This is a genomic window from Pseudomonas sp. AC247, from assembly GCF_979258015.1.
Genome location: NZ_OZ409829.1, coordinates 3849519 through 3869988 on the forward strand (window position 1 = coordinate 3849519; position 20470 = coordinate 3869988).

The 20470-nt window shown below is 57.7% G+C and carries 16 protein-coding genes and 4 tRNA genes; 5 read left to right on the forward strand and 15 right to left on the reverse strand.

All coding sequences use genetic code 11. From position 1 onward, the window contains the following. The 7 genes from ACZZ0B_RS17330 to ACZZ0B_RS17360 form a co-directional block, all read right to left on the reverse strand. Positions 1-420, reverse strand: coding sequence for a hypothetical protein (locus ACZZ0B_RS17330; RefSeq protein WP_463545857.1), 420 nt, complete (start codon positions 418-420; stop codon positions 1-3). Continuing rightward, positions 417-5216: an RHS repeat-associated core domain-containing protein gene (locus tag ACZZ0B_RS17335; RefSeq protein WP_463545858.1), complete on the reverse strand. Its 4800-nt coding sequence runs from the start codon at positions 5214-5216 to the stop codon at positions 417-419. Before ACZZ0B_RS17335 ends, ACZZ0B_RS17330 begins: the two co-directional genes overlap by 4 nt. 238 nt (positions 5217-5454) lie before the next feature. Then, positions 5455-5862 (reverse strand): SEL1-like repeat protein, encoded by a 408-nt coding sequence (locus tag ACZZ0B_RS17340; RefSeq protein WP_440095709.1) that lies wholly within the window; start codon positions 5860-5862, stop codon positions 5455-5457. Continuing rightward, positions 5863-6234 (reverse strand): hypothetical protein, encoded by a 372-nt coding sequence (locus ACZZ0B_RS17345; RefSeq protein ID WP_463545859.1) that lies wholly within the window; start codon positions 6232-6234, stop codon positions 5863-5865. Then, the gene (locus tag ACZZ0B_RS17350) at positions 6231-6572 is read right to left on the reverse strand and encodes a helix-turn-helix domain-containing protein (protein WP_008077887.1); all 342 of its coding nucleotides are present in this window, start codon (positions 6570-6572) and stop codon (positions 6231-6233) included. The genes ACZZ0B_RS17345 and ACZZ0B_RS17350 overlap by 4 nt, the downstream gene beginning before the upstream one ends. Before the next feature lie 113 nt (positions 6573-6685). Further along, positions 6686-7141, reverse strand: coding sequence for a YkvA family protein (locus ACZZ0B_RS17355; protein ID WP_077571749.1), 456 nt, complete (start codon positions 7139-7141; stop codon positions 6686-6688). A gap of 293 nt (positions 7142-7434) precedes the next feature. After that, positions 7435-8154, reverse strand: a complete 720-nt coding sequence (locus ACZZ0B_RS17360) for an FKBP-type peptidyl-prolyl cis-trans isomerase (protein WP_103306955.1) — start codon at positions 8152-8154, stop codon at positions 7435-7437. 270 nt (positions 8155-8424) lie between these two features. Between ACZZ0B_RS17360 and ACZZ0B_RS17365 the strand changes: the two genes are divergently transcribed. Beyond that, complete coding sequence (locus ACZZ0B_RS17365; RefSeq protein WP_463545860.1) at positions 8425-10233, forward strand: di-heme-cytochrome C peroxidase; 1809 nt, start codon at positions 8425-8427, stop codon at positions 10231-10233. Further along, positions 10230-11399, forward strand: a complete 1170-nt coding sequence (locus ACZZ0B_RS17370) for a catalase family protein (protein WP_463545861.1) — start codon at positions 10230-10232, stop codon at positions 11397-11399. The genes ACZZ0B_RS17365 and ACZZ0B_RS17370 overlap by 4 nt, the downstream gene beginning before the upstream one ends. Before the next feature lie 222 nt (positions 11400-11621). On the opposite strand, the gene ACZZ0B_RS17375 is transcribed toward ACZZ0B_RS17370, so the two are convergent. The 4 genes from ACZZ0B_RS17375 to ACZZ0B_RS17390 form a co-directional block, all read right to left on the reverse strand. Further along, positions 11622-11698 (reverse strand) — tRNA-Asp (locus ACZZ0B_RS17375). Between the two features lie 19 nt (positions 11699-11717). Further along, positions 11718-11793: transfer RNA gene (locus tag ACZZ0B_RS17380), tRNA-Val, on the reverse strand. Between the two features lie 200 nt (positions 11794-11993). Continuing rightward, a tRNA-Asp gene (locus ACZZ0B_RS17385) sits at positions 11994-12070 on the reverse strand. Positions 12071-12089: 19 nt separating this feature from the next. Beyond that, positions 12090-12165: transfer RNA gene (locus ACZZ0B_RS17390), tRNA-Val, on the reverse strand. Positions 12166-12324: 159 nt separating this feature from the next. Between ACZZ0B_RS17390 and rdgC the strand changes: the two genes are divergently transcribed. From rdgC to sugE, 3 genes are all read left to right on the forward strand, one after another. Then, positions 12325-13245 carry a recombination-associated protein RdgC gene (gene rdgC / locus ACZZ0B_RS17395; protein ID WP_007919763.1) on the forward strand — a complete coding sequence of 307 codons (921 nt, stop codon included), beginning with the start codon at positions 12325-12327 and terminating at the stop codon, positions 13243-13245. Positions 13246-13406: 161 nt separating this feature from the next. Further along, positions 13407-14372, forward strand: a complete 966-nt coding sequence (locus ACZZ0B_RS17400) for a bile acid:sodium symporter family protein (protein WP_008077893.1) — start codon at positions 13407-13409, stop codon at positions 14370-14372. Between the two features lie 118 nt (positions 14373-14490). After that, the gene (gene sugE, locus ACZZ0B_RS17405; RefSeq protein ID WP_008077894.1) at positions 14491-14805 is read left to right on the forward strand and encodes a quaternary ammonium compound efflux SMR transporter SugE; all 315 of its coding nucleotides are present in this window, start codon (positions 14491-14493) and stop codon (positions 14803-14805) included. Between the two features lie 97 nt (positions 14806-14902). Here sugE and ACZZ0B_RS17410 read toward each other — a convergent pair whose 3' ends face one another. From ACZZ0B_RS17410 to ACZZ0B_RS17425, 4 genes are all read right to left on the reverse strand, one after another. Beyond that, positions 14903-16777: an MFS transporter gene (locus ACZZ0B_RS17410; protein ID WP_158832886.1), complete on the reverse strand. Its 1875-nt coding sequence runs from the start codon at positions 16775-16777 to the stop codon at positions 14903-14905. 112 nt (positions 16778-16889) lie between these two features. Continuing rightward, the gene (locus ACZZ0B_RS17415) at positions 16890-18041 is read right to left on the reverse strand and encodes a TDT family transporter (RefSeq protein ID WP_158832888.1); all 1152 of its coding nucleotides are present in this window, start codon (positions 18039-18041) and stop codon (positions 16890-16892) included. A 105-nt stretch (positions 18042-18146) separates the two neighbouring features. Next, positions 18147-18458: a cupin domain-containing protein gene (locus ACZZ0B_RS17420; protein WP_008077897.1), complete on the reverse strand. Its 312-nt coding sequence runs from the start codon at positions 18456-18458 to the stop codon at positions 18147-18149. Positions 18459-18467: 9 nt separating this feature from the next. Beyond that, on the reverse strand, positions 18468-20408 hold the full coding sequence (locus ACZZ0B_RS17425) for a membrane-associated oxidoreductase (protein WP_463545862.1): 1941 nt from the start codon (positions 20406-20408) through the stop codon (positions 18468-18470). Positions 20409-20470: the final 62 nt, after the last annotated feature.

The window sequence follows — 20470 nt, forward strand, 5'->3', positions numbered from 1 at the left end:
TTACCAAGCCGACTTATCCTCATTAGCTGCCATCAACAGATCCTCTTTCCAGATTTCTGTCGCTAGTTGATAGACATCTTGAAAAAACCTACGTGGACTTTCTAATGAATACCATTCCTCACGCGGCCAACTGTTTGTCTCGCATTCATCTATTTCAAATATAGCTTGAAAATCGAAGCTTTGGTCCTTAAGCACCACCTCTAAATTTTCAATGAGAGCCAGTTTATGCCTATGTGAGAGATAAGGCTGATTCAAGCAATACTTCCTTATTAGCATATTTCTATCAGCCTGATCATTCGGATCATAAGCCTCAAGTTCTACACCCTTGGACTCCTCTCTATCATAAACATCAAATACCCCAACAAACCACATCAAGTCAGGTTCAAAACCTTCATTTAAAAATGGGTCTTTCAGCATCATTTCCCCTCCGCAGGGAAGCCTGTGAAAGGCTCCTGTGTATTCATTTTGTCGAATTTAACCTCAAACCAGTTCATATCCTCATTAAGCCCCGGATTTTGTGCATCTTTTTTATTGGGTCTGTAACCGCGCCCAGCTCCCGGCAGTTCCAACCTAACTATTGGATTTTTCTTCTGATCCTTTCCTGTATGCCTAATCAAACCGTTTTTATCCTTCGTCATCGCTTTATTCAAGGCCCCCAAATGCATGCGCCAGCTATGAAACTGAGAGCTTGGATTACCTTTGGCACCTTTCGGGACCTCACCGGTATGAGGATCCGCTCCATTGATCGCTCGCTGTTTGAGAGCTGGATCAGAAATTTCCGAACTATGTTTTTTCACAGTGTGCATGTCATAAATTTTTTCATACTCACTAACACGCCGCTTTGCATTTTCCTCGGCTAGTTCATCAATCCTCGCTCTACGCTCCTGCGCCGTCATCTTCGGCAGCGCTGGCTCACCCTCATCAACCTTAGCCCCACCAGTCCCACCCGGCACCGCACAACCCGGCCTATTCGGCGGAGGACAATTGGAACTCAACCCCAACGGATCCACCCACCCCGTCGGATTCGGCGTGTACTGATACTGATTAATCCCACCCGCCAGCTTCACCGGATCCGGCGTCAGATACCGGCCCAACCTCGGGTCGTAGTACCGGTGCCGGTTGTAATGCAGCCCACTTTCCCCATCGAAATACTGCCCCTGAAACCGCAACGGTTGATCGAGGTAGTCCTCAGCCGCCAAGGTCAGCGCCGCAACCTTGCCGTACGCGTCGTACTGCGCCGACCAAACGATTTCCCCGCTGTAATCGGTCAGCTCCAGCGGCGTACCGAGGTGATCGAGTTGGTAATAAAACGGGCAGGCCTTTTTCGGGCCTTTGCCGTCGAGCATGGCCAGCGGGCGGAAGGTGCCGGGTTCGTAGACGTAGCTGCGGTATTCGTTGAGGCTGCTTTCGGCGACGAGGTGGTCGCCTTGCCAGAAGAACTCGGTGGTGACGCCGTCGACGGTTTTGCGGATGCGGCGGCCGAAGGCATCGTATTGGTAGGACGCGTTTTTGCCGTCCGGGCGGGTCAGGCCGATCAGGCGGTGCTGGCAGTCGTAGCGGTATTCGGTGACCAGTTTGTGCGCGCTGCCACGGCGTTCGCGGATCAGGTTGCCGAAGGCGTCGTAGTCGTAGTGGCGGTCGCCCTGCATCAGCAGGCGGTTGCCTTTGATCCGGCTCGGGCCGGTGCCATCCTGTGTCAGCAGGTTGCCGGCCGGGTCGTGGGCGAAGCTTTCCGGCAGTTCGTCGCGCGAATGCCGGACGCGGATCAGGCGGTCGAGGGCGTCGTAACCGTAGGTGCGCTGGCCATGGCGGGTGTCGGCGATGTGTTCAAGGTTGCCGTTGGCGCTGTAGGCATAGTCGCGCCGATACAGTGACTGGTGTTCATGGCCTACGGTATGGGCCAGCAATCGGCCCTGATCGTCGTAGGAATATTCGCTGAGCAACAGGCCTTGCTGACGCTGCTGTTCGCGTCCCGACTGGAAGGTGTGCGTGGTCAGTTGCGCGCCGTTGAGGTCGATACCGCTCAGCGCGCCGCCCTTGGTGTAGCGGTAGTCGAGCTTGCTGTTGTCCGGCAGGCGCAGTTGTTTGAGCTGACCGCAGGCGTCATAGGCATACCGAAACGTGCCCCAGCCTTGGTGCTCGGTAATCAGCCGATCCTGACGGTCGTACTCGAAAGCCAGCGGATGGTTCTGGCCGTCATCGACGCCGATCAAACGGCCGAGGCGGTCGTATTGGTAGCTGACCATGATCCCATCGGGCAGGGTTTTGACCAGAAGACGCCCGGCAGCATCGCGTTTATAGGCCGTGACTAACTGTGAGCCGTCGTCGCCAAACTCGGTCTTCTCCAGCAGGTGCCCGTTGAGGTCATAGGCATACGCGGTACGTTGGCCGTCAAAGCCGGTTTCCTGTCGGATCAATCCGGTTGGCGTGTAGTCCAGCAGGTATTTTTCACCGGACTCGTTTTCGATCTCGGTGAGCAGCAGTTGCGCATGGTCGTAGCGGTACTGCACCCGCGTGCCGTCGGGGTTGATCCGCCGCGAAACCAGATGCAGATCGTCGTCGTATTCATAACGGGTGATGCGGCCGAGTTCATCACGCTCGGCAGTAACCTGGCCGTAGGCGCCGTAGCTGTAGGCGCGAGTCGCGCCTGTGGGAAATGTTGTCTGCGCCAGTCGGCCAACGGCGTCCCACTGCTGACGGGTCACCGCACCGTGTTCGTCAACAACAGTCGTCCGCCGTCCCTGCGCATCGTAGGAAAAGCGTCGTACGCCACCCTCAGGCAACGTTTCCTCGGTCAACTGGCCAAGGTCATTCCAGATCCAGCGATGCCGACTGGCGTCCGGGTAGCGGATCGACAGCAGTTGTCCGTGCGTGTCGTAGTAATAATGGGTGACCTGACCGTCAGGGTCGACCGCTTCGGTGACATCACCCTCGGCATTGCGCCGGTAAGTCCAGGTCGCGTCGCCTCGGGAACGCTTGTGCAGGAAACCGTTGCGATATTCGTAGGAAGTGGGCGCGTCCTCCGGCGGAATCAGCGCAATCAGCCGTCCGATTTCGTCGTAGCGATATTCAGTGACAGCGCCGAGCGGATCCTGCTCGGCCACCAGACGCCCTGAGTCGTCGTAGGCCTTGAGGTGTTCGCCACCGTTGGCCTCGACCTTGCGCACCAGCCGCGCATGGTCGTCGTGGACGTACACTTCTTCGGTGCCATCGACGTAATGCACCGTGACACTGCCGTCCTCATCCCAGACGTACCGCGTATTCATCTGCGAAAACGATGCCCAGTGGCGCACGCAACGGGCGGCCTTACCGGCGCGTTCCCATTCCCAGAAGAAACTCGCGCCGCCGCTCAGTTGCCGCTGCAGGATCACGTGGGCGTCGTCGTAGTCGTAGCGTTCGCTTTCGCCGACGGCGTTGGTGGCTTCGATCAAGCGCTGCAGCGCGTCGTAGCGGTAGCTGACCAGCGTCTGCTCGGTGTGCCAGGCCTCCTCTACACTTTTCGCAGGGCGGAAGCTCTGGTAGTCGACAGCAATCAACTGCGCGCGGTCGTAGCGCAAGCGCAGTGCCCGACCCGCGCCATTGTCGAGGCGGCTGATGCGCTCCTGACGATCTCGGGCAATGCGCAGACGGTTGTCGTACGCGTCACTGATGGCTGTCAGCCGCCCGGCACGAAAGTGATAGAACTGCGATTTTTCCCCGGCGAGGGCGAGGATCAATTCCTCGGGCTCATCCCCGAGAAAGACCGCTGCCCGCGACAGGCTGTTGTGAATCGCCGGACGCGAAACACTCGGCAACGGAAACCGCGTACGGCGGTTTTCATGGTCAACCCAGACAACCCCATCGCCTTCGAACAGCAACCGATGCGCCAGCGAATGGCTCCAGCCAAACCCCAGCCCGACATCGATCTCGACTGCACTGCAGCGGTACAACCGGGTGAACTCGAACGGCAATCGTCCATCAAGCACGCCATCAGTCAGCGTCAGTAGCTCTTCGCCGGTGACCATCGACACCGGGCAACCGTTGGTGCAGGTCGCCAGCGCACAGTCAGCACTGTCACCGTTGGGATTTTTCGCCTGATCCGGCGCGTCGTCGTGAGGCTTGTCTTTCTTCAACGAGGTATTGCGCCGGGCATCCCAGCGCAACTGCATGCGACCTTTTTTCACCCCGGCAGCAATGCCTCGAGCGGCAACGGTTTTGTATTTTTCGACGTATTTGATGAACCCTTCGACGATGGCAAACATCGCCTTCACCAGACGCATCACGGCCGACAACAATTGCCCGGCGCGCTGCGCCAGGCGCAGTGTCAGATAGGCAATGCCCGCGCCCGCCCCGACGAACGTCAAGACCACGCCAATCAGCACATCGATCAACACCTGCACCACGACCATCGAGACCGCTTCAGCGGTCTGGCCGCTGATGTCACCGGGGGGCAACATTTCCAGCCAGAGGCTCGCGGTGCGTAACAGCAGGCACAGTGCTGCTTCATCGCTGACCAGTAGCTGCAGCTTTTCCATGAGATCGGGAGCGGTTTCTGCCAGCGTCTTCAGTTGCGCGGCCCCCTCACCCAACCGCTCGGCAAACGCTCCGGGGTCCTTGAGGATGTCCGAGAGCATGGCAATGCTGTCCCAGACGCCTTCGATCGCCGCCCAACTGCCGGCCAACATGCCGTTGCCCGCCGCCGTCGCCACCGACTGCGACCACTGTGGCTTGAACCCTTGCCACTCGCTGCGCAGCCAGCCATCCAGCTCGGCGGTCAGGCCGTCGTAGGCGATGAACAAGTCGTCGACCTGAGCCGGCGTCACTTCGCTGTGCACATGCACTCGATAGAACTTGCCCACCGTTCCAACGAACGTGCCCTTGCCTTGCTCATCAAGAGTCACTGGGGTGCTCTCGCCGCTCTCCACGGCGACCACATCGACCACGATGTTGCCCAGCGCAATGTCGTACACCGACTCGAACTTGCTTTCGATCTCCATCTCCCCGCCCTGCGGGCACTGGAAGACGCTGGAGAAAAAATCGTTGTCGCCGACGCTGACAGCGGTGCGTCTGTCACCGAAGCGGATGACCCGCTCCATGCCCATTAGCGACGGTAGATCCGTCGCCTGGCTGAGCTGGTCCGCCGTGCGGCTGGCCCAGTGCTTGAGCTGTTCGCGATAGAGGCTGAGGGTCTCCGGGAAGCTGTCGAGTTCTTGCTCGATACGAGCGATGGCTTCCATCAGTGCACGTCTGCGTGCGGGATGGGCGGGTTGATCCGGTCGAGCATGAGCGTTCCCTCGCGCAAAAAAATTAGGCGCGGGAACTGTGCGGGGGATCAATCAGGAAAGAAGTCAGGCAAGTAGGCGATGGCTGTAGGACTAATCTGTAAAAGTCGGCAACAGATAAACAGCCTCGCGAAAACGCAAACGCGGCGTGAGGTTTCCCTCACGCCGCGTTTAAAAACACAGACCAAATGGTTTATGGCGCAGCGTCGCGTGCGCTCAATGCTTGCAGTTTGTGTTCGGCCAATGGATGCCCGGCCTTGGCGGCCATGCTCCACCAGCGTGCCGCTTCGTCAGGGTCAGGGGCCTTGCTCGGGCTGCCGGCCAGACAAATGACGCCGACCTGATAAGCCGCTTTGCCATCACCTGCCAGCGCTGCCAGACGCAGCAAGCGCACACCCTCTTCACGCGCGCCGAGACCAACGCCGCGAAATGTCAGGATGTGCCCATAGAAGCTTTGCGCGTCGACATCGCCAAGGTTGGCCATGCGCGCGAACTGCCCTTCCAGCCAGCGCCAGCCGCGTGGTTGGCGGACGAACCATGACCAGTGAAACAGCCTGCGGGCCAGCCAGTAAGCGGCCCGCGCCTTGAGTCGTAAAAACACTCAGGCCTCCGCCGATTCCGGGTACTCGTATTCGAAGACTCTGACCACTTCAGAGGCATGCCACGAGGCTGCGGCGACGCCGTCGGACGGCCCGGGAAAACGCCCCAGGCGCTCAACGCATTCAAAAAATCCGGTGCGCGGCAGGCGACTGGCGCCCTGACTGATGACCAGCGAACTGCGCAAGGGCTGTTCGGCCTTGGCATCCAGCGCTGCCAGATGCTCGAGCGCGGCGGTCAGGGTTTGCATCGCCGGTGTCGGCAGTTGCAAACGCTCCAGCAGCGCCCGGTATGTCAGAAGATGGCGCTGACGGCGCGCCTGATCAAGTTCCCCCAGCAATCCGTCCCAATGTTGACGACTGATGCGTACGCTCACGATTCATCCCTCCAACCTGGCACCGTCAGTTCCCAGGCCAGGCTGCGGCGAATCGCGGCGTCGGGCAGACGCTCGCCACTTTCAATCATGGCCAGATAAGACGGGCTGATGCCTACCGTGCGGGCCAGCGCCTCGATGGCGATGCCCTTCCCTTCGCGCAAACTGCGTAGTTGATCCAGACCCGGAAGAATCGGCTCCGGTGCTGCCGCGAGCGGCGCTGGGGCCGGCTGCGACGGTGTTGCGTTGATACCTGCTGCTTTCAATAGAGCCTGATATTGAGCCCAAGGCAGAACCGCATATTCGGGTTCGCCATCGCGTGCAATTATCTGAATATCCATGACTACCCCGTAGGACAACAACACTTAGCGAGTCGGCACTTTTCCCTAGAAGTGTAATCCTAACAGCGGCTAAGGTCGCGGGGGGTATCTATCTGTAAAAGGGACTACAACAATCAGGGCTTTTTCGGGCCCTGAAGTTGAAGTTGTTCAGGGGTATCGGGCAGCCGTTCGACCACGGCGAGCTTCTCCGGTTGCTGGCGGTTGCGCCAGAGACGGAAGGCATTGAGTTCATCGTCGAGGGTTTTCATCAGCCAGGCGAGCACGGCGATGTCGTCGAGCATGCCGAATACCGGGATGAAATCCGGAATGGCATCGACAGGGCTGAGGAAATACATCAACCCCGCCACTACCGAAACCAGCGCTTTGCCACTGATGGCGCGGTACTCGCCGCGCCAGTAAGCCAGGCACAAGGCCTGGAGCAGACGCAGGTCATCTTTGAGCTTGCCAAGGCGATTGCCCTGCGCGGCGCCTTTGCTGGCCACGGCGAACAGCAAGGTCGGCAGACGGCCACGGGCCAGCAAGCGGCCGGCCAAGGGCAGGAATCGAGCGAAATTCCACGGAGCTTTCATCTATTCCTCCCGTTGAAATGTTATCCACACAAATTGTGGATAACCTTGTGAACAGAGCTGCATTTCAGCGCTGAGAGCCCCGTTTTATATGGGCTGCGCTCAGATCGGGCGTTTTTTACTCACATAAAAAACCCCAATATTTCATTGACTTGGCGGCTTGGTGCGTCTAGCACCGGCAGTCTCAAAGCTATGACTGCCCTGATCGGCATCCGTTCGCTCTGTTTACCTTTGCCAACGTGCAGATGCAACAACGCCCCGCTTAAGCGAGGCGTTGTTGTTGAAGCCGAGGCCGATTACTTGGCAGCAGCGGCGTCTTCTTTGGCTGGATCCTTGATGGCCAGCAATTCCAGGTCGAAAACCAGAACCGAGTTGGCCGGGATTGCCGGGCTTGGCGATTGCGCGCCGTAAGCCAGATCGCTAGGGATGTACAGTTTGTACTTCTCGCCAACGTGCATCAGTTGCAGACCTTCAACCCAACCCGGGATCACGCCGCTCACCGGCAGATCGATCGGGCTGCCGCGCTCGACAGAGCTGTCGAATACGGTGCCGTTGGTCAGCTTGCCGGTGTAGTGAACAGTCACTACGTCGGTAGGCTTAGGCTGTGGGCCATCGGCTTTCTTGACCACTTCGTACTGCAGGCCGGAAGCGGTGGTCGTTACACCTGCTTTCTTGCCGTTTTCTTCGAGGAATTTCTTGCCGGCAGCTGCCGACTCTTCGCTCATCTTGGCCATGCGCTCTTCAGCACGCTTTTGCAGCGCGGCGAAGGCTTCGACCAGTTCTTCGTCTTTCAGCTTCTGTTCTTTCTTGCCGACGGCATCTTCGATGCCCTGGGCTACCGCTTTGGAGTCCAGATCATCCATGCCTTCCTGAGCAAGGCTCTTGCCCATGTTCAGGCCGATACCGTAGGAAGCTTTTTGCGCCGGGGTTTTCAGCTCTACGCTGGTCTGCGAATCACAACCCGCGAGGACCAGGCTAACCAGGGCAACCGCCGCCGCCAACCGATGCTGTTTCATGCTATTTCCTTGTTCATGCGCCGAAAGGGCAATCGAGTAAAGCCGCGAGCTTATCAGGCCGCCACGACCAATGGCTACCGGCATGAGAGCAGTAAAGCGGCGATAAGTTCAGGGATTAAAACGCATTCGGGCAAAGCGACGATGAAGCTTCTGTCATCTTGCCCTGACAGCGGCTTGATCTTCCTCGTACACGATCTGACGTAATGGCCACTTGCCGCATCAGGCTTGGCTCAGGCATAACAGCGCAACAATTCGACAAGGATGTTTAACTTGCGCCTCTTATTCCGTGTTCTGGCTTTGATCGTCGTACTGTTGGGAATCGTCCTGGCGGTAGTGCTGTATTACATCGTCAACCCGAAACTGCCCTTCTATACCCCCGCCGAACAGGTGCATTACCTGAACCAATGGTCGGAAGCAGAACGGCAGATCTACTATTTCACCCCCCAAGGCACTCAGGTCAAAGGTCTGCGCTATGAGTGGTTCCAGGCACTGGAACTGCCCTTCTCCGAGCAACGTTTCGCCGCGCCCGATTACCTGGCCCGTTTCGGCTTTCTGATTGATCCGCAACAGAAAGCCACGCCGAACAACCCCGGCAACCTGCCTGTGGGCTTTGCCCGGCATCAAAATCCCGGCAGTTCCGAGCAATATCTGGACATAACTTGCGCCGCTTGCCACGCCGGCGAACTGCGTTTCAAAGGTCAGGCCGTGCGCATCGACGGCGGGACAGCGCAGCATGTGTTGCCGTCCAGCGTTCCTACACTACGTGGCGGCAGTTTCGGACAGGCCTTGGTCGCCAGTCTGACCTCGACTTATTACAACCCATGGAAATTCGAACGCTTCGCCCGCCAGGTGCTGGGCGATGCATACGACGCGCGCCATCAACAACTGCGCAACGACTTTAAACAATCGCTCGATACTTTCCTCAAAGTCGCCTGGAACGACACCCATCGCGGCCTCTACCCGACCGAAGAAGGCCCGGGCCGTACCGATGCGTTCGGGCGAATTGCCAACGCGACGTTTGGCGATGCGATCTCCCCCGCCAACTATCGCGTGGCCAACGCGCCAGTGGATTACCCGCAGTTGTGGGACATGTGGACGTTCGACTGGGTGCAGTGGAACGGTTCGGCACAGCAGCCAATGGCGCGCAATGTCGGCGAGGCGCTGGGTGTCGGCGCCACCTTGAATTTCTTCGATGCCAATGGCCAACCGCTGCAAGGCGAAGCACGTTATCCCTCCAGCGTCCGCGTGCGTGATCTGCACACGATTGAGCAGACCCTGCAAAAACTTCAGCCACCCGCGTGGCCGGAAGACGTTTTTGGCGCCGTGGACAAGACGTTAGCCAGCAAAGGTCGTACGTTGTTCGCCGAGAACTGCGCGGGCTGCCACGTGCCGCGCAAAACCGAGGAAGGCGGACGCTGGGTGCAACATTTGCACACGCTGCCGTTGGACGTCATCGGCACTGATCCTAACGCGGCCAACAACATTGCCAGCCACCGCTTCGACCTCTCCGCGCTGCAATGGGACTTGAACGAACTGGAAAAAATGGATGTGAAGTTGCATCCAACGCCCAAGGAACCGCTGGATCTCAGCCAATTATCGGTCGCTAAAGGCCTGGCGTATGTCACCGCATTCGTCGAAAACCGCGCCTATCGCGAAGCCAAAGTCACACCGCAGGAAAAGCCTGGCCTCGACGGATTCGGTTTGCCCATCGGCGTTCGCGAAAAAGTCGCTTACAAAGCCCGGCCATTGGCTGGCATTTGGGCGACCGCGCCGTTTTTGCACAACGGGTCGGTGCCGAGCCTTTATCAATTGCTCTCGCCCCAGGATGAACGAGCGACCACCTTCTATAAAGGCAACTTCGAATACGACCCTCGGCATCTGGGCTATCGCACCGAGGCATTTACCAATGGTTTTCTGTTCGATACGCGCATCAGCGGCAACCACAACAGCGGGCATGAGTTCCGTGCCGGCGAGCGTGGCAACGGGGTGATCGGCAGACTGCTGCAGCCGGAGGAACGCTGGGCGCTGCTCGAATACCTGAAAGTGCTGGGCGGCCCGCTGGAGGCGCAGTTGCCATGATTCTGCCGACATTCAAGAAAGAACTGCCTTTGCTCGCCCGGATCTGGTTGTGGCTGGGGCGCTTGCTGGGCAAAACCTTGTTGACCCTGCTCGTCATTGGCCTGCTTGGCTGGGCGATCGCTACGGCCTGGTTTGCCTGGCATGACCGCGGCCCGGTTTCGGCGCTGGAGCAGATTCCGCCCGGTGAGGCGGCAATGACGCAAGATGTGATCCAGACCGCCGTGCGCATCGTCGATCAGCATCGTGAAGGCACGCGTTATTTACGCGACGCACACGCCAAGGCGCATGGTTGTGTGAGGGCTGAGGTACGCGTGCTGCCGGACCTCGCGCAATCGCTGCGCCAAGGCGTGTTCAGTGAGCCGGGGAAAACCTGGCAGGCGATGATTCGCCTGTCGAATGGCAACGCTTATCCGCAATTTGACAGCATCCGCGACGCTCGGGGCATGGCGATCAAATTGCTGGATGTGCCGGGTAAACAGTTGCTGGGGGATCGCGAGGAACGCCGCGAACAGGATTTCGTGATGTTCAGCCATGCGAACTTCTTTGTCAGCGATGTCGCCGAGTATCGTCAGAATGTGGCGGCGCAGGCTGACGGAAAGAAGGTCGCGGCGTTTTTTCCGGGGTGGGATCCGCGCACCTGGCAGATCCGTCATTTGTTTATTGCGCTGGCAACGCTGGCACCACCGCCGGACAGCCCGACGCAGACCACTTACTTTTCGGTATCGCCGTACAAATTCGGTGAAGCCAACGCGAAATTCCGGGTGATGCCGGATCCGGAGAGTTGCCCGGCCTACACGTTGCCCAAACAGAATCACGATCTGCCGAATTTTCTGCGTAGCGCTCTGAATCAGCAGTTGTCAGCGGATCGGGTGCCGGCGTGTTTTGTCCTGCAGATTCAGCGCCAGGATGCGCACAAGTACATGCCGATCGAGGACACCAGTATTGAATGGCGCGAGGAAGACTCGCCATTCGAAACCGTGGCGCGGATCATTTTGCCGCCTCAGGACTTCGATACGCCGGCGCTGAATCTGGCGTGCGACAACCTGTCGTTCAATCCGTGGTTCGGAATTGAAGCGCATCGGCCGATTGGCGGGATCAACCGCTTGCGCAAAGCGGTATATGAAGCGGTGAGCGACTATCGCCACAGCCAGAATGCCGCGCACTAAAAAAATATGCACATAACCTGTGGCGAGGGGATTTATCCCCGTTGGGCTGCGAAGCGCCCCCCCGCTTTTAAAATCTGGGCCTGCTGCGCAGGCCAACGGGGATAAATCCCCTCGCCACAGGTCAGCATCAAATCTGAGATTTCATAAACTCCAGACAGCAAAAAGCCCGCACTAGGCGGGCTTTCTGTGGACTCTGGCGTTCAGTGTTCCAGATTCCGAATATGGCGCAGCGGACGGGACTCGAACCCGCGACCCCCGGCGTGACAGGCCGGTATTCTAACCGACTGAACTACCGCTGCGCGAAACGCTTGAAACGAATGGTGGGTGATGACGGGATCGAACCGCCGACATTCTGCTTGTAAGGCAGACGCTCTCCCAGCTGAGCTAATCACCCTTCGCTTCGTTACGGGACGCATTATGCCACAAGTTTTCGTAAAGTATTGATTTAATTGAAGTTTTTTTCAAATAAATCCGAAAACCGGTAAAACGACACATCCCGCGGGTACAACTGTACAAACCTTGAGGCAGAAAAAAACCCGCTTTGGCGGGTTTTTCCGTGGTGACCTGGCGTTCAGTGGTCCAGGTTACCGAATATGGCGCAGCGGACGGGACTCGAACCCGCGACCCCCGGCGTGACAGGCCGGTATTCTAACCGACTGAACTACCGCTGCGCTAAACACTTGAAACGAATGGTGGGTGATGACGGGATCGAACCGCCGACATTCTGCTTGTAAGGCAGACGCTCTCCCAGCTGAGCTAATCACCCTTCGCTTCGGTGTGGCGCGCATTCTACGGAGCGACCCAACCTCTGGCAAGCACTTTTTTAAATAATTTTCTCAGGCCTTCCAAAGGCTTAGAGAAGGGTTGGCCTATTAGACGGCGAAGACAATAATGCCCCCCTTTGTATAAAGGAGAGACTCACCCCATGTGGTTCAAAAACCTGCTTATCTATCGCCTGACCCAAGACCTGCCTGTCGATGCCGAGGCGCTGGAAACTGCACTGGCCACCAAACTGGCGCGTCCATGTGCAAGCCAGGAGTTGACCACCTACGGTTTCGTCGCGCCGTTCGGCAAAGGCGAAGATGCTCCACTGGTGCATGTCAGCGGTGACTTCCTGCTGATTTCCGCGCGCAAAGAAGAACGCATCCTGCCGGGCAGCGTCGTGCGCGATGCTGTAAAGGAAAAGGTCGAAGAGATCGAAGCCGAGCAAATGCGCAAGGTCTATAAAAAGGAACGCGATCAGATCAAGGATGAAATCATCCAGGCGTTCCTGCCGCGCGCGTTTATCCGTCGCTCGTCGACCTTCGCCGCCATCGCGCCGAAACAGGGCCTTATCCTGGTCAACTCGGCCAGCCCGAAACGCGCCGAAGACCTGCTGTCGACCCTGCGCGAAGTAATCGGCACCCTGCCCGTCCGCCCGCTGACCGTGAAAATGTCGCCAACCGCGACCATGACCGAATGGGTCACCACGCAAAAAGCCGCCGACGACTTCTATGTACTGGACGAGTGCGAACTGCGCGACACCCACGAAGACGGCGGTATTGTGCGTTGCAAGCGTCAGGATCTGACCAGCGAAGAAATCCAGCTGCACCTGAGCACTGGCAAAGTCGTGACTCAATTGTCGCTGGCCTGGCAGGACAAGCTGTCGTTCATGCTTGATGACAAGATGACCGTCAAGCGCCTGAAGTTCGAAGACCTGTTGCAGGATCAGGCGGAACAGGACGGCGGCGATGAAGCGTTGGGGCAACTGGATGCCAGCTTCACGCTGATGATGCTGACGTTCGGCGACTTCCTGCCGGCGCTGGTGGAAGCGTTGGGTGGGGAAGAGACTCCGCAGGGGATCTAACGCCAACCAGTTCCTGATGAAGGAACCGGTTCAAATGTGGGAGCTGGCTTGCCAGCGATAGCGGTGTTACAGATGGCTTATATGGAGTCTGACACGCCGCCATCGCTGGCAAGCCAGCTCCCACAGTGTTTTTTGGTGTAACCAATAATAAGGAACAAGCCATGCGCGCACTGGCTGCACTCAGCCGCTTTGTCGGCAATACCTTCGCTTACTGGGTTCTGATTTTCGCGGTCATCGCGTTCCTGCAACCGACATGGTTCCTCAGCCTGAAAAGCGCGATCGTGCCGCTGCTCGGGCTGGTGATGTTCGGTATGGGCCTGACCCTCAAACTCGACGACTTCGCTGCCGTTGCCCGCCATCCATGGCGTGTGGCGCTGGGCGTGGTTGCCCATTTCGTGATCATGCCCGGTGTGGCGTGGTTGCTTTGCCAAGTGTTTCACCTGCCGCCGGAAATCGCCGTCGGGGTGATTCTGGTCGGCTGCTGCCCAAGCGGCACCTCCTCCAACGTGATGACCTGGCTGGCGCGCGGCGATCTGGCGTTGTCGGTGGCCATCGCCGCCGTCACCACCCTCCTCGCCCCGCTGTTGACCCCGGCGCTGATCTGGCTGCTGGCTTCGGCGTGGTTGCCGGTGTCGTTCATGGAGCTGTTCTGGTCAATCCTGCAAGTGGTGCTGCTGCCGATCATTCTCGGCGTGGTTGCCCAACGCCTGCTCGGCGACAAGGTTCGTCATGCCGTGGACGTGTTGCCGCTGGTGTCGGTGGTCAGCATCGTGATTATCGTGACCGCTGTGGTCGCGGCCAGCCAAGCAAAAATCGCCGAATCCGGCCTGTTGATCATGGCCGTGGTGATGCTGCACAACAGCTTCGGTTATCTGCTGGGTTACTTCACCGGCCGGCTGTTCAAACTGCCATTGGCTCAACGCAAATCGCTGGCGCTGGAAGTCGGCATGCAGAATTCGGGATTGGGCGCCGCGTTGGCCAGTGCGCATTTCTCGCCATTGGCGGCAGTGCCGAGTGCGCTGTTCAGCGTCTGGCACAACATTTCCGGAGCGTTGCTCTCGACGTACTTCCGCCGCATGAGTGAGAAGGAAGACCGCGAAGCGCTGGCGCAACAAGCCGCCGACTGAGGGCAAACTTGATCCCCGGATTAATGCTGGTCAAACTGTTGCGCAACGCGGGGACGACCCTGCGGCTCGATCGAGTCATTAATCTGGGGACGACCCCGTCAATCGATGGAGGTCTTTCATGTCCTGGATCATTCTGTTTTTCGCCGGCCTGTTCGAAGTCGGCTGGGCCGTCGGCCTGAAATACACCGACGGTTTCAGCCGTCCACTTCCTACTGCATTGACCGTTGCGGCCATGGCCATCAGCCTTGGCTTGCTTGGCCTTGCGATGAAGGAATTGCCTTTGGGCACGGCGTATGCGATCTGGACCGGCGTCGGTGCCGTGGGCACGGTGATTGCCGGGATCATCCTGTTTGGCGAGTCGATGGCGTTGATTCGGCTGGCCAGTGTGGCGTTGATCATTACCGGGTTGATCGGGCTTAAGGTCAGCGCCTAGGCCTCTACCGCTATCGCGAGCAGGCTCACTCCTACAGGGGAACGCGTTTCAAATGTAGGAGTGAGCCTGCTCGCGATGAGGCCCACACAGTCACCGACTATCTAACTGCCCCACGCAATTCGCCGACCAGCCCCTGCAACTTCGCCGGCTCAGCCGCGCCAACATCCACCGGCGCGCCCGCCACCAACGTCACCCGCGACCACAACCGGTGGAAAAAGCCCTTGTTCGGATCGCGGCTGAAGAAGCTCCCCCACAGCCCCTGCAATGCCAGCGGAATCACCGGCACCGGCGTCTCTTCGAGAATCCGCGTCAGCCCACCCTTGAACTCATTGATCTCGCCATCTGCGGTCAACTTGCCTTCCGGGAAGATGCACACCAGCTCACCGTCCTTCAGGTATTGAGCAATCCGGGTGAAAGCCTTTTCGTAGATCTGGATGTCTTCCTGCCGCCCCGCGATAGGAATAGTCCCCGCTGTGCGAAAGATAAAGTTCAGCACCGGCAGATTGTAGATTTTGTAGTACATGACAAAGCGAATCGGCCGACGCACCGCGCCGCCAATCAACAAGGCATCGACGAAGGAAACGTGGTTGCACACCAGCAGCGCCGCGCCCTCATCAGGAATAGCTTCAAGGTTGCGATGCTCGACGCGGTACATGGAATGGCTGAGCAGCCAGATCATGAAACGCATACTGAACTCGGGGACGATCTTGAAGATGTAGGCGTTGACGCCGATGTTGAGCAGCGAGACCACTAGGAACAGCTGCGGGATCGACAGTTTGACCACGCTCAACAGCACGATCGAAACAATGGCCGACACCACCATAAACAGTGCGTTGAGAATGTTGTTGGCGGCAATCACCCGCGCCCGCTCGTTCTCGGCGGTGCGCGACTGGATCAGCGCGTACAGCGGCACAATATAGAAGCCGCCGAAAATGCCGAGGCCGAGAATGTCGATCAGCACCGCCCAGGTGTGCACAAAGCCCAGCACTTCGGTCCAGCTGTGGCCAGTGACGCTGTCCGGAATACCGCCGGAATGCCACCACAGCAACAAGCCGAACACCGTCAGGCCGAACGAGCCAAACGGCACCAGACCGATCTCGACCTTACGCCCGGAAAGCTTCTCGCAGAGCATCGAACCGAGGGCGATACCCACCGAGAACACCGTCAGAATCAAGGTGACCACGGTTTCATCGCCGTGCATCCACTCCTTGGCATACGCCGGGATCTGCGTCAGGTAAATCGCCCCGACAAACCAGAACCACGAGTTGCCGACAATCGAGCGCGACACCGCGGGCGTCTGGCCCAGGCCAAGTTTCAGCGTGGCCCACGATTGACTGAAAATGTTCCAGTTCAGGCGCATTTCCGGGGTCGCCGCTGCCGCGCGCGGAATGCTGCGACTGGCCAGGTAACCGAGCACTGCAATGCCGACGATGGCACCGGAAACCAGTGGCGCATAGTGCGTGGAGGACATGATGACCCCGGCGCCGATGGTGCCGGCGAGGATTGCCAGAAACGTGCCCATCTCCACCAGACCATTGCCACCGACCAGCTCATCCTCGCGCAATGCCTGCGGCAGGATCGAATACTTCACCGGCCCGAACAGCGCCGAGTGCGTGCCCATGGCGAAGAGCGCCACCAGCATCAACGACAGATGATCGAAGAGGAAACCGACGGAGCCGATCGCCATGATGGCGATCTCCGCAAGCTTGATGACCCGGATCAACGCGTCCTTGGCGAACTTTTCGCCGAATTGCCCGGCCAGCGCCGAGAACAGGAAAAACGGCAGGATAAACAGCAACGCACACAGGTTGACCCAGATCGAACGATCACCCTCGATGGCCAGCCGATAAAGAATCGCCAGGATCAGCGACTGTTTAAACACGTTGTCGTTAAACGCACCGAGCGACTGCGTAATGAAAAATGGCAGGAAGCGCCGAGTGCGCAGCAGGTTGAACTGTGAGGGGTGACTCATCTTCCGTGTTTCCCTGATTGTGCTTAGCTGATTGTGCTTGGAAAGGGCCTGGGTAGTGCTTATTGGAATCTCAAACCGCGTTTCAGGCCACACCTTACCTAAACTTTTCAGGTTATTTCTTTAAACCTGCGATGCACGGCGAGACAAACAGCTCGCCGCGCCAAGCACCTTGCACGGTGCGTTTGCCGACGATCAGCCACATCACCGCGAGCAACGTCACCAGCACGGTGCCGAACACGCTGAAAAACGTCAGGTTGAGAACATTCGCCAGTTTCAGCGTGGCCAGCGAATACACGCCCAGCGGGAAGGTGAAGCCCCACCAGCCGAGGTTGAACGGGATGCCGTCACGCAGATAGCGCACGGTGATCAGCAGCGCCATCAACATCCACCACAAGCCGAAGCCCCACAAGGTAATGCCGGCCACCAGGCCCAGGCCCGCAGCGATTTCACCGACCCCCGGCAAACCGTTGGCAGCAAAGATTGCCGGTGCATCCCCCCCCAGCAGCAACATGCCCAGCGCGCCGGTGCCGATCGGGCCGAGGGCCAGCCAGCTTGAGGCGGCCATGTTTTCGTGGGGCAGTTTGTGCAGCGCCATGCGCAGCAGCAGGATGGTCAGAATGCTGAACGCCACCGGCAGGGAAAAAGCCCAGAGCACGTAGCTCGTCGTCAGCACCACCAGTTGCGAGTGGGCGTCGGCCAGGTGCGGCGCGAGCAAACCACCGCTGGCCGCCGCCACTTCTGCCGCCACCACTGGCAGCAGCCAGACGGCGGTCATCTGGTCGATGCTGTGTTCTTGTCGAGTAAACATCATGTAGGGAATCAATACGCCGCAGGCCAGCGACATGGCCACATCAATCCACCACAGCACTTCGGCGAGATGAATCACCCCGTCGCCCCAACGCGGCAGGCCGAACAGCAGAAAGCCATTGATGATCGTGGCCAGGCCCATGGGAATGGTGCCGAAGAACATCGACACGGTGGAGTGCCCGAAAATCCGCCGGGCTTCATCGAAGAACAAAATCCACCGAGCGGCATACGCCGCGGTAAACAGGCAGAACAACAGAATGTTGAACAACCACAGCCCTTCGGCCACGACATGCATGCCAGGGATTGCCACTGGCAATTGCGCCAGGGCCAACGCCAGCACGCCGGTACCCATGGTCGCGGCGAACCAGTTCGGCGTGAATTGACGGATCACTTCACGCGGGTGCTGAAGCTGGCTGAGCGGCTTGATGCCGGGCTTACTGCTGTTGGGGCAAATCATCATGAACTCCTGTCCTCGGGTGAGGTTGAGTCCATGGTAGAACTGAATCGAATATCTATATAACGGGTAATTTCTCTAACTGTTATCTGTTTTACCAATAAGCGCTTAGACGCTGCCCTCGGACTCGATCACCAGAATCCTCGCCACGCCTTGCGGATGGGCGACATGCTCTGTGCCGATCGAGGCATGAAAGATGTCGCCAACGCCCATCTGCACCTGTTTTTCTTCGCCCTGCTCTCGATAGTGCATCAGCACTTGGCCGTCGAGCACCACGAACACTTCCTCACCATCGTTGACGTGCCATTTGTATGGCTGATCGGTCCAGTGCAGACGCGTGGTGATGCCGTTCATGTTGGCGATGTCCAGCGCGCCCCAGGCGCGGTCGGCGGTGAAGGTCTTGCTGCGAATAATCTTCATGAATATCACCTATTCCTTGCGGCGCGCTAAACCAGAAACCACAGCCACAAACAGCAGGCTGAATCCCCATCCGGCGAGGATTTCGCACCACATCACAAATCGGACCCAGCGTTTGCCACTGATAAAGAAGCTGAAAAACTCAAAAACCGGATTGGCTTTTGGAGTTTCAATCAGTGGAGCCCAGTCATTCTCCTGATGCAAATCGACCAGAGGCAGTAGTAGATCCAGTGAGAACGCAATCGGACTGAACCCGGTGTACTCCTCGCGCAGCTTCTCGCATAAATACCAATTACCCGCCCCCTTAAACTTCTCTGGCAACTCTGCCTGCGTGCGATAACGACTCTTGTCGAGCCACACCCGCTCCCTGTCCGGGCGACAGGTGTCATAAGCTTCGTTTTGAAAAATCAGTGGATTGCTTGGAGCAAAGACCCCGAAACTGGCGGCACTCCAGTAAACCAATGTGCAAAATCCCCAAACCAATGCGAACCATGGCAGCAACAGCATTGGGCGGTAGCCGAAGCCAGTCAGATAACCATAAAGAAAATGCAAGAACCTCGCCGAGTTTGCGTAGAGCTTTCGAAAAGACGGAGACCAATTACTCGGTGACTGACCAATGCGACCAGATGCACGCAAGCACTGCTCAAATTCAATACCCACCTCTTTGGCTTCTTCGGTGTGGCCACTGGATTCAAGGACCTGCTGCAATTGACGCCATGGTTGGGGACGAAAATGCTCCTTCGATGACATAGACGACGTTTCGTCTTTTTCCAAACAGGCTTTCTGCTTTTTCAACCACTTCATGCGATCACTAACAGGCATCGGTTTATGCACATCCACAGAGTCATACACAAAGCCGTTGAGAATCGGGCGCTCTCCCCAGGAAGCAAGATCATCATTGATGGTCGAGACCCTGGTGCCTAGAAACGAGATTTGTTTGGGAGCGGACTTGAGGTCGCGCAAATCGAGCCTCCCTTTCACTCTCATTTCATTTGCTCTTAGTTCCTGTATGGCAGCGCCATCAAACTCAACATTTCCGTCAACCTCCAAACCGGCCAGTTGCAGTCGCCCCTGGATTTCACAGCCTTGACTGAATAACGCGTTACCACTGATAAAAGCGCGCTCAATGGTCATCGCATGTTCTTTTCCAATCGCAAAAAATTTCGAATGCCTACAGCTCAACTGACCAGAAATCCTTGCACCCAGCAGATTAACAATGCCTGTCGAAGTAAAACCGTCCCTGAGAAAGACAGGACCATTGATACAGGCAAAATCCAGGTCAAGGGACTGCTCTTTATCAACGGTAAAACTTGCATTTACGCAATTGAACTGCCCCCCAACTACGGCAGATCTGAAACGCACCAAGCCCTTGGCAGAAAACCCGCCTTTGAGATAAACACCCGTGCGTATCTCGGCGAAAGAGGCGTCGAGGCACGTCTTTCCCCTGCCATCAAATTGTGCTCCTAAACAAACCAGCCCGGCGGCTATCCGGGCCGAACCGAGCTCGACGAGACCGTTGGTAGTAGAGGATGAAAAGACTAGGCTGTCATTGACAACAATTCTCTCACCTAGAAAAGAATTGAGCGCGCAACCGTCGAACTTGAGCATACGATCAAAGCTGGCACCGCGGACATTGATATCCTGTTCGAACAAGCAATTCTGAAAAGTGACCGGGGTACTCACGGAAATGCCCACTAAAAAAAGTGCCCCCTCGATAACGGCACCCTGAAGGTAAAGATTCTCCCCGAGAAATGCTCCTTTGGAATACGTCAGGATCAGAGCACGCAGGAAAGTTGCTCGTACCACATTCTCCGCAGTCGACGAGACGGGCAGCTCGTCAGTGATGGTGGCAATCACTCCCCGCTTGAAGCAATCCAGCAAGTGCTTCTCGGCAGGACGTAATCCGCCCTTGCCATTCTGCAAGCGTCCCAGCAAATCTAGGCTTTCATCCATTATCGTTCACTCAAATCATTTCACTGCAAATAATGGTGGGCATGGTAGTGAACAGGCGTTTT